The following is a 14,948-nucleotide window of genomic DNA, read 5'->3' on the forward strand; positions in this document are numbered from 1 at the left end:
AGGTGGTGACGGCGTGGACGAAGGCGTCAGGGTTGTGATCGCGACGACGTCCCGCCTGCCGGCGCGAGACTGGAGCGCTGCACTTCGGAGAAGACTTCGTCGCCCTGCTGCGAGACGACGCGCAGGTACCAGCGGGTCGTCCCCTGCTTGTCGAAGACGTTGTCGGGGAAGACCGAGGTCACGACCAGTCCGGCGCCGCTGCGCAGCAGCGTCATCTCGTATCGCCGCCACAGGCCCTCGGGAGTCCGCACGTGCAGCCAGGCTTCGTGGATGTCGGACGCCGCCAGCCCCTCGACCGCCGCCGAAACGACCTTCGGCTGGCCGGCCGGGAAGGTTCGCGTGTTGCCGATCGGGGTCAGTCGCGCCGCGTCGAGATCGAGCCCGAAGTTGAACGCGGCGAAGCGCTGGTTGCCGCCCGGCAGGTCGATCACCTGGATCGGCGCGGTCTCGCCCCGCCAGGTCACGCGCAGGCTGTGCGGGCCGCGCGGCAGCTCGACGGACAGCGGCGTCACGCCCTTGAGGTCGCCGTCCACGTACACCTGCGCGCCGGACAGCGGCGAGGCGCCGCGCTCGTCGTTGAGCGTCGCCTGCACCTGGATCACGCCATTGGCCGGGGCGGTCATGGGCCGGGCGATCATCTGCGCGCCGGAGCGCACGCCGACCTGGACCGTCTGGGCCCAGGCGGGCATGCCGGGTCCCGTGAACCCGACTTCGTGCAGGCCGGGCGCGATGCTCTCGACCCGCAGCGGCGCGTACCCCGCGCTCTTGCCGTCAATGGAGACCGCGATCGGCACGTTGGCGTCGGTATCGAGAATCTCGAGGCTGCCGTTGAGCGACTCGTCAATGGAGAGCTTTTCGCCGCGGCGGCCCTTGACGGGCACCTCGACCGCACCCAGGCCCGGCATGACGAGACGGACGACGTGCTCGCCCGGGGGCAGTTCGATCGTCGCCGGGGTGAGCGACGTCTGTGGCTTGCCGTCCACTTCGATCTGTACGCCTCCCGGCGAACTGTTCACGGACACGCTGTAGTGCGCGCCGCCGATGCCGAGAGCCCGCAGCGCCGCCATCACCGGTCCGCCGCGGTCCGCGCCGGGGCTCGCGAAACCACCGACCAGCCAGCCGACGAGGAAGACCGTGACGATGCCGGCAGCCCAGAGACCCGAATGCGGAGGCATCCCGAACTTCGCCGTCGCGACGGGCTGAGGGCCTTCGAGCGAGCGGGCGCGGCGCGTGACCACGGGGAAGGGCGCTTCCGGTTCGACCCCTTCCGCCGGCGCGGCCGGCGCGGGCGGACCGACGAACGAGGGATCGAAGCTCCCGGGCCCCGCCCAGTCCGTCGCCTGCGGCGGGCCCTCGGGCGGTGCCGTGCGTTCGAGGACGATGGGTTCAAAGGCACCCGTCTCGCGCCCGGGCAATGTGACGTTCAGACCCGGCGGTGAGCCGGCGGCAGCGGCGGACGGTGCGCCCTGCGGAACCTCGCCCGGCGTGGGCTCGAACGAAGGCGCGTGTGCGGCAGGTTGAGGTGGAGCGACCGGGACGGGTCGCGGCGGCGGATAGGTGACCACCCGCCCGATCGGAAGCGGCGGGATCGCCGTGATGCGATCCTCCTCGGGCGGGCCGACGGCGAGTGCGGACGGCAGCGGCGGAATCCCGAACGACTCGTCGGCGCCGACCGGTTCATGGTCGATCTCCAGCGGACTCGCCGCCCGATCGGCCGGGATCTCGGGCGAAAGCTGCGGCATGGCGCCTGACTCGGCCGCTTCGATTTCGCGCAGAAGCGCCTGCAGCTTCTCGTTGATCGCGATCGAGCCCGAGGGCGGACTCGCCGGCGCTTGCGCGGCCGGGGCCGCGGGCGCTTCGCGCCACGCTGGCGACGCGCTGCCGGCGGATGCGGCGTGCGAACCGAGCACGTCGGAGAGGCCCGCGGGACGCAATCCGGCGCGCGCGGTCGGGGACGCCGGCGGCGAAACCGGCGAGGGTGCGAACTCGATCGCCGATTGCTCGGCGGGCGTCGGGGGCACGGACTCGGAAAGCAGGGCATCGTAGGCGGAAACCGGAGGGGCATCGCCGCCGACCGACGGTTGCTCCGTCCCGGCCTCGGGCACGACGCGATCCGGCTTTCCCCACTTCATCACACGCGCGAGCCAGCGAGCGACGGGATGCGCGGCTTTCGGCGCGGCCGACTCTCGTGCAGCCTCGAACCGCTCCACGGGTGCCGGGGCAGGCTCCGCTGGCGCGGAATGGAAAGGCGCGCGCGCGGCCAGTGACGGGGAAGCGGAGGACGAGGCCGGCCGGGAATCCGCCGGTGCGGGCGTGTTCGGCGCCTCGGGCGCGTACGATTCGAACTCGTCGCCGGCCGGCGGCGAGGCGTACTCCACGCCCGGCGTCTCCGGCCGGGTGGGCATCGGCACCACCAGTTCCGGAACGCCCGAAGACGGCCACACGGACGGCGTGGACTGGCGCTGGTCGAAATCATGCGCCGAAAGACCGGGCTGCTGCGTCGGCAGCGACTCGGGCAGTTCGTGATAGGGCGCGAACAAGGCCGGAGCGGGAGCTTCGGTCTGCGCCGGCGTGCCGGCCGACGGCGCGGCTTCGGGAGCGGTCGGACGAGAAGGCCGGCCTCCCGCCGTCTCCTCGGCCGCGGAGGCGAACCAGGCGGGCGTCACCTCGGCGCGCGTCGCGGCTCCATCCTGCTCGGCGGGTGCGGACGCGAGCCATTCATGATCCGGCCCGTCGTCCTCCGCCGCGTTCGTCCACTCGGCTTCCAGGGACGCGGGGGCGACGCCGCCGTCCTCGCCGCCGGGCCAGTACTCGAGCGTCACCAGCACGTCCACACCGGGAGCGAAGACCGCAGCCTTCGCTTCCCTGCCGGCCTCGTCCCGCACACGGACCCATTTCGGTTCGACCGGTTCGCCGTCCACCAGCACGTGGACTCTCGCTTCTCCGCACCAGCCGAAGGCGGCGCCATCGGGCAGGTCCACGAATGCGCTCGAGCAGGGACGCGGTGCTTCCAGCTTGTCCCAGAGCTCGGCGTGCGAAAAAAGCAGTCCGGTCAGCGCGTGGTGGATGAGCGCCGGAATGGCCCGCGTGCGCGCGTCGGCTCGCGAAGTCTCGACGGCGACCCCGGCCAGGTCGTGGAGCCAGCCCTCGATCTCGAGCGGGCTGAAGCCCGAGGGGATCCCGAGGACCATGAGCTCGAGCTCGGACCGGCCGATGCCGGCGGTCAGAACTTCACCGTTGGTGCGGGCGGAAACCGCCCACCTCGATGCCGGTCTGCTGGCGAGACTCATCCTGGGGTTCCCTCCCCGTTGGCGTTTGCCGCACGCTCGGGCGCGTGCGCGAACCGCTGGCGCAAGCTAGCCAACGCCCGTGCAAGTGTCAACGGCAGGCGAGGTTGTGGCATAGGACTTGCCGAGTTGAGCGCGGCTGCCGGGCTTTCTTCCCGGCAATCCGTCGCGATCCGGTGCCGCGGAGTGCAAGTTGACGCTTCCTTGCGTTGCGAGATGCATGCCGCGGGGGCTAGGTTTCGCGAGTATTTGCCGCCGAGCGGATGGAACTGCAGACGGAGACCCTTTTCATGACCGACCGCAAGACCCTCCGGCGGGCCCTTCTGGCCGCCGTCCTGATGACGGGGATCCTGCCGGCCAGCCTGCGGGCCGCCGAAAGCTCCGCTCCCCTCCCCGACACGAATCGTCCCGACAGTGCGAGTGTCGCGCGCAGCGAGCCGGTCGTTCCCCTGCCCGACGTCGAGCCGAGCGTCCCCGGGCCCTTCCAGGCCGATTCCGAGCTCGCCGACAGCGTCATGCTGGACCAGCCGGCGATCGAGGACGTTCCGCTGCAGGTCAACGCCGACGTCCTCAAGTGGATCGAGTTCTTCACCGGCGCCGGCCGCAGCACCTTCGAGCGCTGGCTCAAGCGCTCCGGCCGCTACATGGAGCTGTTCCGCACCGTGCTCCAGAAGGAAGGCCTGCCGCCCGACCTGGTGCACCTCGTGTTCGTGGAGAGCGGCTTCAACATGAACGCGCGCTCCTACGCCGCCGCCGTGGGACCCTGGCAGTTCCTGCGATCCACCTCGCGGCTCTTCGGGCTCAACGTCAACCAGTGGGTGGACGAGCGCAAGGATCCCGAAAAGGCGACCGTGGCCGCGGCCCGCTACCTCAAGCACCTGTACGGCATTTTCGGCGACTGGCCACTCGCGCTGGCCTCGTACAACGCCGGCGAAGGCACGGTCCTGCGCGCGATCAAGTCGCAGGGCACGACGAACTACTGGGACCTCAAGCTGCCCCGGCAGACCGAGCAGTACGTTCCGCAGTTCATGGCCGCGCTCGCGATCACCCGCAACCCGGTCAAGTACGGGTTCACCGAGGTCGAGTTCGACGACCCGATGCGTTTCGACGAGGTCGCCTTCAAGGGCGCCGTGGACCTGCGCTCGATCGCGAAGCTCGCCGACTGCTCGATCGAGGACCTGAAGGACCTGAACCCGGCGGCGCGCACCACGCGCCTGTCCGGCGCCAGCGGCGTCACCACGCTGCGCGTCCCGGAGGGCAGGAGCGGGCTCATCCAGAAGCGGCTTGCCGAGGGCGCGAAGCTGCCGGCGGTGAGTCTCACCGTGCGCCACAGCGTGCGCCGGGGCGAAACGCTCGGCGGGATCGCCCACGACTACTCCGTGAGCGCCACGAAACTCGCCGCCGTGAACGGCTTGTCGCGCAAGAAGCCGCTCCGCCGCGGAATGATGCTGACGATCCCGGCTTCCGCGCAGGCGCCGACTCCTTCGGTCATCGATCCGGACGATCCGCGCGCCTCCACCGACTACGTGCCCAGCCGAAAGATCGGTCTGCCCGTCCGGCTCGACGGCAACAGCGACGCCTCCGACCGCGTCAACCACATCGTTCGCAAGGGCGAGACGCTCGAAGGCATCGCCGCCCAGTACGGCGTGAGCGCGGACGACATCCGCACCTGGAACAACCTGGACTCCGGCAAACTTCGGGTGCGCCAGCGGCTGCGGGTCCATTCCCCGGAGGACGCGGCGCTGGCCAACGCCGCCGCCGACAGCGCGAGCATCGCCGCGCTGAAGATCAAGGTCCGGAAGCACTCCGGCTCCTCCCGCGGCAGCCACATCGTGCGCGCGGGCGAGACCCTGTCCTCGATCGCGAAACGGCACGGCACGACGGTTCACGCGCTCAAGCGTGCGAACGGACTTTCCAGCTCGTTCGTCCGTGCCGGTCAGCGCCTGCGGCTGCCGGCCTGACGCGACCGCCGGACACGAGAGCCCCGCGTGCGGCCACCGCACGCGGGGCTCTTCGCGTTCTCCGGGCGCCGCCCGTCAGTGCATGGACTCCGGACCGTCCACCACGCCGCCCGAGGGCACCGGCGCGGAGAAGTCCTGTTCGCTGACCGAAGCGCCGATCCGCGCGTTCTGGCCGATGGTGATGCCGCCGGGAATCCGCGCACGCTTGCCGACGATCACCAGTCCGCTCGACAGGTGCTCCGGGCAGGCGCGATTGGGCGCCCGCTCCTCGCCGTGACCGAGCTGCGCGCCGGGCCCGATCTCGACCTCCTTGTCCACGATGCAGCGACGCAGTTCCGCGCGCGGGCCGACGACGGAATCGTGCATGACGATGCTGTCTCGGATGACCGCCCCGGGCGCGACGTCCACGCCCGGGAAGAGCATCGAGTTCACGACCTGGCCGGCCACGCGGCAGCCGTTGGCGATCATGCTGTGCGCGATCTTCGCGCCGTGCTCGATGCGCACCGGAGGGCGGTCCGCGCTCTGCGTGTGGATGACCCAGGAGCTGTCGTGCAGGTCGAGCGGCGGCCGGTCCGAGAGGAACGCGAGGCTCGCTTCGTAGTACGAGTCGAGCGTTCCGACGTCCTGCCAGTAGCGCGGAAAGCGATACGCGTAGACGCCCTCGTCGCGGGCGATCATGCGCGGCAGGATGTCCTTGCCGAAGTCGTGCGAGGAATCCGCGATCGCCGCGTCCTCGACGAGCAGGCGGATCAGCGCCTCCCGGTCGAACAGATAGACGCCCATCGAAGCCAGGCGTGAACTCACCGGCCCCCTGGGCTTTTCCTTGAACGCGGTGACGCGACCGCCCGCCTCGGCCTCGAGGATGCCGAACTGGCTGACGTCCTTCTCCGGCACCTCGGTCACGGCGACGGTCATGAGCGCGCGATTCGCTCGATGAAACGCGTACAGGACGTTGTAGTCCATCTTGTACACGTGGTCCCCCGACAGGATCAGCACCTCGTCCACGCGCCGGCGCTTGAGATGCTGGAGGTTCTGGTAGATCGCGTCGGCGGTGCCCTTGTACCAGTCGCTCTGGAACGCGCCCGGCGCGGGCTGAAGCAGCTGGATGCCGCCGCGTGAACGGTCGAGGTCCCAGGGCCGGCCGATTCCGATGTGCAGATTGAGCGACGTGGGGCGGTACTGGGTCAGCACGCCGATGTCGTAGATGCCGGAGTTGACGCAGTTCGAAAGCGTGAAGTCGATGATCCGGTACTTGCCGCCGAACGGCACCGCCGGCTTGGCGCGCCTTTCGGACAGCAGGCAGAGCCGGCTGCCGACTCCGCCGGCGAGAATGAAGGCGTAGCGCGCCTGGTTCATCGGATCTCCTCGAACCAGAGCCGGTTCGGAATCATCACGCCCGACGGAATCCTGCCGTCCTGGAAATCCTCGTAGCGGCCGCCGACGCCGATGGACGCCGGGCGCTCGACGTGGCCGCCGGGCGGGATCCACGCGTCCTTGCCCACCAGCACGAGCCCGCCCAGCCACGCCAGCTCGGCGGGGCCGGCGTGCGTGCCCTCGCCCACCACCGCACCCGCCCCCACGCGCACGTACTTGTCGAGGATCGCGCCGTCCACGCGAGCGCCCTCCTCGATCCGGGTGTCCGGCAACACCACGGAATCGGTGACCTCGGCTTCCCGTGCGACGTGGACGCCCGGGAACAGGATCGAGCGCCGGACGCGCCCTTCGATGCGGCTGCCGTTCGCGATCAGGCTGTCCTCGATCTCGGCGGACCCGGAGACGATCATCGGCGGACGCTCCTCGTCACGGGTCAGGATCGGCCAGCGCGCGTCGTGAAGCTGGAAGCGCGGCTGTGGCTGAACCAGCTCGAGGTTCGCGCGGTAGTACGAGGCCACCGTGCCGACGTCCTCCCAGAAGCCGGTGAACTCGTTCGCGTAGACACGCTCGCCCGCCTCGACGAGCGGACGCAGCACGTCGAGCACCAGGTCCACCGGACGCGTGCGCAGCATCTCGCCGAGCACGCCGAACTCGAAGACGTAGACGCCCATGTTGGCGAACGGCGACGCGCTTCGCTCGGGCTTCTCCTCGATTCCGCGCACGCGCCCCGCGCGATCGCTCGTGACCATGCCGAAGCGCTGCGTCTGGTCCGCCGCCACCCTCGTGACCGCCATCGTCACCGAAGCGCCCCGCTGCTCGTGCGCCAGCAGCAGCGCGCGATAGTCCATGCGGTACACGTGGTCGCCCGACAGCACCAGCACGCGCTCCGGCCGGAGCTCGTCGAGGAGACTCCAGTTCTGCGCGATCGCGTCCGCCGTTCCGCGGTACCAGCCGGCGTGGCTGCGCGTCTGGAACGGCTGCAGGATCACGACGCCGCGCTGTCGGCGGTCGAGGTCCCACGGCCGCCCGGCGCCGATGTGGTCGTTGAGCGAGGCGGGCGCGTGCTGCGCCAGCACGCCGACGTGCTCGATTCCCGAGTGGCAGCAGTTGCTCAGAGAGAAGTCGATGACGCGGTACTTGCCGCCGAACGGCAGCGCGCTCACCGCACGCTCGGCCGAAAGCACGCCGAGCCGCTCGCCGCCACCGCCCGACAGGATCAGCGCCATGATGTTGCGCATCGCATGTCCCCCGCCGAGCCGCGCACCACGCGCGGGCGCACGGATCGGAGCCTCCGGCAACGCTGTCTTCCCTGCCCGTGCGACCACACGACGATTCGGAGCGGAGCCTAGTCACGCCCGCTCGCGCGGGTCAACCTGCGGCGCGGCCGAAAACGATTCGCCCGCGCGGCTCGGAGCCGCGCGGGCGTCGCCACCAGGGGATGCGGGTCACCAGCTGTAGGACAGGCTCACGAGGTGCGTCGCGTCGAGCCCCGTGTCGTCCGGGAACGCGGGGTCGTCGGCCGCGAAGAAGCGGCTCAGGGCCGCGGCGTAGTCGGCGCCGAAGTGCCGGTAGCGCAGGCCGAGCCCGAAATCGAGATCCTTGCCGCCGATTCCCGAACGCAGCGCCACGGTGTTGCGGTACCAGTACTCGAGCCCGGTGCGCAGCTCCGCGGTCGTCCTGCCGAGCTTGAGCTGCGAATCGTACGTGCGGTTCTCGAAGTTCCAGCCGAGGTCCACCGCCCACGTCAGGGCGTGCCCCCGGGCCGGATAGAAGTTGAACCCGGCCGCGGTGGTGATCGAGGGCGCGACCGACTCCCGGACGCCGTTGTTCCAGCTGATGAAGGTCGTGGTCAGGTCGTGCACGACCGCCGCGATCGTCACCGCGTCGCTCGGCATGTAGGTCAGCCCGGCGTCGAGCCCGGCGCCGAAGGAGGTCGCGTGCTCGCCCGGAATCGTGTCGGGAATGCTCTGGCGGACGAACTTCACCGTGCCCCCGAAGCACCAGCGCTGGCCCTGCTGGCGCGCGTACGACAGCCCGACCGCGATGTCGTTGCTGCTCGCCATGAACAGATCCTCGGAGCGCAGCAGCAGCCGCTCGCCCGGATCCCACTGGCCATTGCCCTGTCCGTTGCCGGGAGTGAGCGGGTCGTTGTCGGTGCCGTAGTCGAGCCACTGTCCCGGCTGCAGCCCTCCCGGCCGGGGCGTGATGGGGATGTCGTTGACCCCCACCCACGTCATCGTGACACCCAGCGCGGCGCGCCGGTCCTGTCCCGCCTTGAGCGGCATCGCGAGCCCGCCGAAGTTGTGGTTGACGAGGCTGCCGAACTGCTCGGCGTGCTGCAGGAAGCCCTCGCGGTACGGCAGGTACACGAGGCCCGCCGGGTTCCAGTAGGGCGCCGTCGCGTCGTCAGCGACGGCGGCGAAGGCGCCGCCCATGCCGACGGCGCGCGCGCCGACCGGGATCTTGAGGAACTCCGCGGCGTACTTGGTGGCCGACGCCGGCACGGCGAGGAGCGCGGTGAGAGCGGCGGCAAGAGCCAGGCGGGCGAACGCGCGGGTCATTCTGTTCCTCGGGTGACGCGGCCACTGAAGGACGTTTCCCGCGGCCCTGCAGGCTCGCGAAGACGGCGACAGGGCAGCCTAGGAGGCCGCCGGATTACATGTCAACCGGTCCGGGAACCGGCTTCCATTCGGGCATGCTCGCCTCGCCGATCGGACGCGCGATGCGCCATTCCCCGCGCAGGCGAACCAGCTCGCTGCCGGTCTGGAACATCCGCTCCTCGCCCGTCCCCGTCGGCCGGTAATGCACTTCGTAGGTCACCAGCACCCGCCCGCTCGTCACGGGCAGGGACCGGAAGCCGTCCAGCCACAACTCGTCGGTCGGAGGCAGGAACCACAGCGCGCCCGGCATGGGCAGGTCGTCACGCAGCTCGGCCTGGCATTCGAGCACCTCGTCGCAGTCGCCGCCCGCGAGCGCGCCCCAGTAGCTGAGCAGCGTGCTGCTCGGCGAACGGAAACGCGGATCGAGGCTGTAGCGCTCGCCCTGCCCGAGCAGCGAAAGGGCGAGAATCACGATGAGGGCCAGGCTCGAGGGCCGCACCCCACGCCGCGCGGGCGCCACGGATTCGGACCCCGCACCGACGCCGTCTACTACCCCGGCAAGGGCGTGGTCCGTTCCGGATTTCTCGGGCGCTCTCGGGTGCAGCAGATCGAGTCGCACGTGCGCTCGCTGTCGCCGGCTCTGCATCCCTGCGCGGCTGGCACGCTGTGGGGGGAAGACTTTGGAACGCGTTCCGGCGCGGTCCTCGAGCTCACGCGGCGCGCACAACCAGCGCACGATTCGTTCCCGGGCGCCACGCGGCCGTCGGCAGGCTCGGCGGCACTTCAACCTCCGCTGGAAGCAACCGCCACAGACTATGGTAGATCAGCGGTTACGCGGGCGTCTCGTGCGATCTTCGGGTCTGCTTCGGCGTCCGTCCGACTTGCGCGGAGGCGCTTCGCGGCGTGGGCGCGCGCGTTCCGGCCCACTCCTGCGTTCGCTTCGGGGTGAAATGGCCCGCGCGGGCCCGCGTCCCTGGCCCGTGCCGCGGTCTGCTCGGGAAGCGCGCGCGTCGCCGCCGCGCGCCTCGCCACGTCGGGGCTTACCGTCCTCCCGGCGTCGTCGTCCTGGCCCGGCGCCGCTGCGCGGACCATTCGACTCCCGGAACCCGGCCTTCGCGGGTCCGCGCCGGAACCCGGGTGCGTGCCAGGGCGGCGACTCGCCGCGGCCTGCCACGTTCGGACGCCGCGAGCGGAATGCTTCGTCGCCGCGGTCCCGGCTCGCGCGCGCGGGCCATTCCTCCGCCCCGCCGGCATCCCCGGCTTCCGGTGCGAAGCCGCCTCCCGGAATCCATCGGTCCTCCACCTCGGCCGCCTCGTCCCGCCGCGCGCCCCTCGCGGCGCGCCCCGCGGCCGGCGGCGTTCGGCGGGCCACCCGGGCGGGCCGCTCCGGCGCCGAAGCGGGTGCGCCGCGGCGTCGCGGCTCCGACGAGGCGGCTCGCAGGCGCTCGACCTCGGAGTCCGCAAGCTCGCGCCACATGCCGCGCGCGAGCGGTCCCAGCCGGACGGGCCCGTAGCCCACGCGGTGAAGGCCCGTGACGTTGAGACCGACGGCTTCGCACATGCGCCGCACCTGCCGGAAGCGACCCTCGTGGATCGCGATTTCGATCATGATCGCGTCGAAGCCCGGATCGATGCGCCGCACGCGAGCCGGCGCGCTCGTCACGCCGCGCTCGAACTCGACGCCGCGCGCGAGCCGCTCCAGCTGCCGCGGGCCGGGCTCGCGGTCGAGGCGCACGCGGTACACCTTCACGACCCCGTAGCGCGGGTGCATGAGGCGATGGGCCAGGTCGCCGTCGTTCGTCAGCAGCAGCAGTCCGCTCGTGTCGGCGTCGAGCCGCCCGACCGGAAACAGCCTCTGCCCGCGCGGCAGGAACTCCGCGATGGTCCGCCGGCCCTGCGGATCGTCGAGCGTGGTGATGACCCCGACCGGCTTGTTGATCACGAAGTAGGAGTGCTTCTGCGATTTCGGCAGCGGGCGGCCGTCCACTTCCACGCGATCCCGCCGCTCGTCGATCATCGTTCCGGGCGCCAGGACGACGCGCCCGTTCACGCGCACGCGACCCTCGGCGACGATCGCGTCGCACTTGCGTCGCGCGCCGATCCCGCGGCTCGAGAGCAGCTTGTTCAGGCGAATCGTCATGTCCGTCCCCTCAATCGGTCAGCCGCTCGATCACGGCGCGCTCGTTCGGAAACTCCGCCAGCAGCGGGGCCCGGCGGCCCGGCTCGAAGTCACCGTACTCGAATCCCGGCGCGCACGTGCAGCTCACCAGCGCGAAATCGGCCGACGCGGCCAGCTCGGCGCCGAACCAGCAGCCGGCCGGCACGAGCCCCTGCAGCGCCTCGCCCCGCGCGGCGTCGCGGCCGAGCACGATCCGCCGGTGGCCCCCGGGGCCGAGCAGGTGCAGGTGAAGCGGCCCGCCGTCGTGAAAGAGCCAGAGTTCGTCCGCGCGCAGGCGGTGAAGGCGCGAACGCTCACCGGCGCGCAGCAGGTAATGGATGGCGGTGGCGATGGAGCGCGGACCGGCGAAGCGGTCCGGCAGGCCGCCCGCGGTCTCGGCCGAACGATACGTCTCGCGGAACACCCCGCCCTCCGGATGCGGCACGAGGTCGAGCGTGCGCACCCAGAACTCGGCGTCGGCGTTCATGGGCACCGGGACGGCGGCGCCCGCTACCGGCCGGAGTCGTCGCCCGACAGGCGGGCGGTCAGACGGTCGCCCTCGCCGACTTCTTCATCGTCCTCGTCGTCGGCGTCATCCTCGTCGTCGTCGTATTCGTCATCGTCGTCCTCGTCGTCGTCGTATTCGTCCTCTTCCTCTTCCTCTTCCTCTTCGTCCGACGACTCGGCAAGGTCGCCCGCGCCGGCGAACATGGACTCCACCGCCCCGGCCGGCTCCGCGACCCGCGCCATGGCGAGGGCCGCCTCCGCCCGCGCGGACTTGGCCGCGGCGATCGCCGCGTCGGCGTCCTCGAGCGAGAAGGCGTCCGACGGCGCGGCCTCCGAATCCGACGGAGGCGCCTCGAGCGGGACCGCGACGCCTGCCGCCGCGCCGGCGGAGAGCGCGAGCGGCATGCCGTTCGCCGGGTCCATTTCGAGCATCTCGAGCTGTTCCGGCTCGCGGGCGGCGACCAGCGCGCGCAACTCCTCCGGGCGTGGAAGTTCCGTGAGGTCGCGCAGCCCGAAGTAGTTGAGGAACTCGGGCGTCGTCCCGTACAGCAGCGGGCGGCCGACCACGGTCGAGCGGCCCTTGATGGTCACGAGGTTGCGCTCCAGCAACGTCGCCAGCACGCCGCTCGCGTCCACGCCGCGAATCGCCTCGATCTCGCTCTTCGTGACCGGCTGCTTGTAGGCGATGATCGCCATCGTCTCGAGCGCGGCGCGCGACAGCCGCATGCGGCGCTTGCCGCGCAGCATGCGCGTCACCCACTCGGTCTGGCCGGCGGCCGTCGTGAACAACCAGCCGCCCGCCATCTCGCGCAACTCGACGCCGGCGTCGCGCGAGGCGTACTCCTCGCCGAGGTCCTTCAGGGCCACGGCCACTTCCCCGGCGTCGGACTCGAGCGCCTCCGCCAGCAGCATCAAGGACAGCGGCTGGTCCGAGGAAAAGAGCAGCGCTTCAACCGCCGAGCGCAGGTTCGATGGAGGCATGGGTGTCGTTTCCTTCCGGCAGCTTCGGGAGGATCAGGATTTCGGCGAAGTTCGCCTCCTGCACCACCACGATCGTGCCCAGCTTGACGAGTTCGAGGAGCGCCATGAACGAGACCACGATTTCCATGCGGGCCCGGGCGCTCGACATCAGATCGGAAAAACGCAGCCGGCCGTCCTCGGCGACGGTCCGGGCGATGAACGACATCTTGTCCTCGATGTCGTAGACGTCGGTGCGGACTTCGTAGACGACCCTCTCGGGACGCCGCGCGAGCACGCGATTCAGCGCCTCGAGCAGGTCGAAGAGCGTCGCCGACGCGAGCGGCAGCGGCCCGGCGTCGTCCTCGGTGGGCACCATGCCGCGCTCGAACAGCCCGCGCCGCTCGCCTTCCTGGGACTTGAGCGACTCGGAGGCCTCCTTGTAGAGGCGGTATTCCAGCAGGCGCTGCACCAGCTCCTCGCGCGGGTCGCCCTCGTCCTCCTCCTCGTCCGACCGGGGCAGCGGCAGCAGCATCTTGGCCTTGATCCGCATGAGCGTGGCGGCCATGACCAGGAACTCGCCCGCGACGTCGAGGTCGAGCGCGCGCATCAGCTCGAGCGTCTCGAGATATTGCTTCGTGATGTGCGCGATCGGGATGTCGTAGATGTCAATCTCGTCGCGCTTGATCAGGTGCAGCAGCAGATCGAGCGGCCCCTCGAAACGCGGCAGCTTGAACGTCACCGTCGGCCGCGGGGCGCGCACGAGCGGCCCGCCTTCGCGATTGCGAACCGCCGGGCTTTCGACCTGAAGGTCGTGGGGCACATCGGATCCGGCCGGCCGCCCGCCGTTGCCGCCACCGTCCGCCGCCGTGGCGGTCGCGTCGGCCGGACCGGCTCCGGGCGGAAGGTCGTCGCGCTCCTCGATCACTCGGGCTCCACGACGGACTTGACGCCCATCGCGCTCCGCACCTGCTCCATGGTTTCGCGCGCCGTCTCGCGGGCGCGCCGGGTGCCCTCGTTCAGAACGTCGCGCACGGCGTCGGGGTCCTTCGCCCAGCGCTCCCGGCGTTCGCGGATCGGCCGCAGGGCCTCGGTCAGAACTTCCGTCAGCCGCTTCTTGTCGGCGACGCAACCCAGGCGCCCGGCGCGGCACGCGATCGCGATGGACTCCGCTTCGGACGGATTGAACTTGCGGTGATACTCCCACACGACGCAGCCGGCATGCACCGGTTTTCCCTCGGCGTCGAGCTCCGAATAGTCGGCCTCGGGCCGGCCCGGGCTGTCGCGATGGATCTTCTTCGGGTCGGTGTAGGCCTCGCGGATCTTCTTCGCCAGGACCTCGGGCTCGTCGGCGAGCAGGATCGTGTTGCCGACCGACTTGCTCATGCGCCTGCCGTCCAGGCCACGCAGGCGCGCGAACTCGGTCAGGACCGCCTCCGGCTCGGTCAGGACCGGCTCGCGTTCCCGGCAATAGACGTGGTTGAAGCGTCGAGCCAGCTCGCGGGTCAGCTCGACGTGCGGCACCTGGTCCTCGCCCACCGGCACGTGCGTCGCGCGGTAGAGCAGGATGTCCGCCGCCTGCAGGACGGAGTAGCCGAGATGACCGTACGAGATCGTCTGCTCGTCCAGGTGCAGGTCGCGGATCTGCTCCTTGAGCGTCGGGATGCGCTCCAGGCGCGCCTTGCTCACCAGCATGCCGAGCAGCAGGTGCAGTTCGGCGTGCTCCTTCACCGCCGACTGGACGAAGATCACGCTGCGGGCGGGATCGAGCCCCGCGGCCAGCCAGTCGAGGACCATGTCCCAGGTGTTCTGCTGCAGCCGGCTCGTGTCCTCGTAGCCGGTGGTGAGCATGTGCCAGTCCGCGACCATGTGGTAGTTGGTCCAGCCGGCATCCTGCAGGCGCACCCAGTTTTCGAGCGCGCCCACGTAGTTGCCGAGGTGCAGACGGCCCGTGGGGCGCATGCCCGAGAGGATGCGGCCCGTTCGGGCGGCGGACGCGGTCAACGGGGACTCCTTCCTTGGCTTGGCCGGACTTCGTGCGCGGCAGACTATAAGACGGTCCCGGCAGGGTCAATACCCGCGGCCTTCAAGTAACGCGTGAACC

At 70.7% G+C, this 14,948-nt stretch carries 11 protein-coding genes; 1 reads left to right on the forward strand and 10 read right to left on the reverse strand.

Annotation, left to right across the window (positions count from 1 at the left end):
• Positions 1 to 26: 26 nt before the first annotated feature.
• Positions 27 to 3,290 carry a PEGA domain-containing protein gene (locus IT347_05600; protein MCC6349050.1) on the reverse strand — a complete coding sequence of 1,088 codons (3,264 nt, stop codon included), beginning with the start codon at positions 3,288 to 3,290 and terminating at the stop codon, positions 27 to 29.
• Positions 3,291 to 3,577: 287 nt separating this feature from the next.
• Between IT347_05600 and IT347_05605 the strand changes: the two genes are divergently transcribed.
• Positions 3,578 to 5,248, forward strand: a complete 1,671-nt coding sequence (locus tag IT347_05605; GenBank protein MCC6349051.1) for a LysM peptidoglycan-binding domain-containing protein — start codon at positions 3,578 to 3,580, stop codon at positions 5,246 to 5,248.
• Between the two features lie 75 nt (positions 5,249 to 5,323).
• Here the strand turns inward: IT347_05605 and glgC are convergent, their stop codons facing one another.
• From glgC to trpS, 9 genes are all read right to left on the reverse strand, one after another.
• Positions 5,324 to 6,604: a glucose-1-phosphate adenylyltransferase gene (glgC, locus tag IT347_05610; protein ID MCC6349052.1), complete on the reverse strand. Its 1,281-nt coding sequence runs from the start codon at positions 6,602 to 6,604 to the stop codon at positions 5,324 to 5,326.
• Entirely contained in the window at positions 6,601 to 7,842 is a 1,242-nt protein-coding gene (locus IT347_05615) for a glucose-1-phosphate adenylyltransferase (protein MCC6349053.1), read from the reverse strand. Before IT347_05615 ends, glgC begins: the two co-directional genes overlap by 4 nt.
• A gap of 225 nt (positions 7,843 to 8,067) precedes the next feature.
• Positions 8,068 to 9,183 (reverse strand): hypothetical protein, encoded by a 1,116-nt coding sequence (locus IT347_05620; GenBank protein MCC6349054.1) that lies wholly within the window; start codon positions 9,181 to 9,183, stop codon positions 8,068 to 8,070.
• A 94-nt stretch (positions 9,184 to 9,277) separates the two neighbouring features.
• Positions 9,278 to 9,694, reverse strand: a complete 417-nt coding sequence (locus IT347_05625) for a hypothetical protein (GenBank protein MCC6349055.1) — start codon at positions 9,692 to 9,694, stop codon at positions 9,278 to 9,280.
• 351 nt (positions 9,695 to 10,045) lie between these two features.
• A complete protein-coding gene (locus IT347_05630) occupies positions 10,046 to 11,362 on the reverse strand; it encodes a pseudouridine synthase (protein ID MCC6349056.1) in 1,317 nt (438 codons plus the stop codon).
• A 10-nt stretch (positions 11,363 to 11,372) separates the two neighbouring features.
• Positions 11,373 to 11,867: a cupin domain-containing protein gene (locus tag IT347_05635; protein ID MCC6349057.1), complete on the reverse strand. Its 495-nt coding sequence runs from the start codon at positions 11,865 to 11,867 to the stop codon at positions 11,373 to 11,375.
• A gap of 23 nt (positions 11,868 to 11,890) precedes the next feature.
• Complete coding sequence (scpB, locus tag IT347_05640) at positions 11,891 to 12,868, reverse strand: SMC-Scp complex subunit ScpB (GenBank protein MCC6349058.1); 978 nt, start codon at positions 12,866 to 12,868, stop codon at positions 11,891 to 11,893.
• The gene (locus tag IT347_05645) at positions 12,837 to 13,772 is read right to left on the reverse strand and encodes a segregation/condensation protein A (protein ID MCC6349059.1); all 936 of its coding nucleotides are present in this window, start codon (positions 13,770 to 13,772) and stop codon (positions 12,837 to 12,839) included. Before IT347_05645 ends, scpB begins: the two co-directional genes overlap by 32 nt.
• Positions 13,769 to 14,806 (reverse strand): tryptophan--tRNA ligase, encoded by a 1,038-nt coding sequence (gene trpS, locus IT347_05650; protein ID MCC6349060.1) that lies wholly within the window; start codon positions 14,804 to 14,806, stop codon positions 13,769 to 13,771. Before trpS ends, IT347_05645 begins: the two co-directional genes overlap by 4 nt.
• Between the last annotated feature and the right edge of the window lie 142 nt (positions 14,807 to 14,948).

It is taken from the genome of Candidatus Eisenbacteria bacterium, assembly GCA_020847735.1.
In the GTDB taxonomy this organism is placed as follows: domain Bacteria; phylum Eisenbacteria; class RBG-16-71-46; order RBG-16-71-46; family RBG-16-71-46; genus CAIXRL01.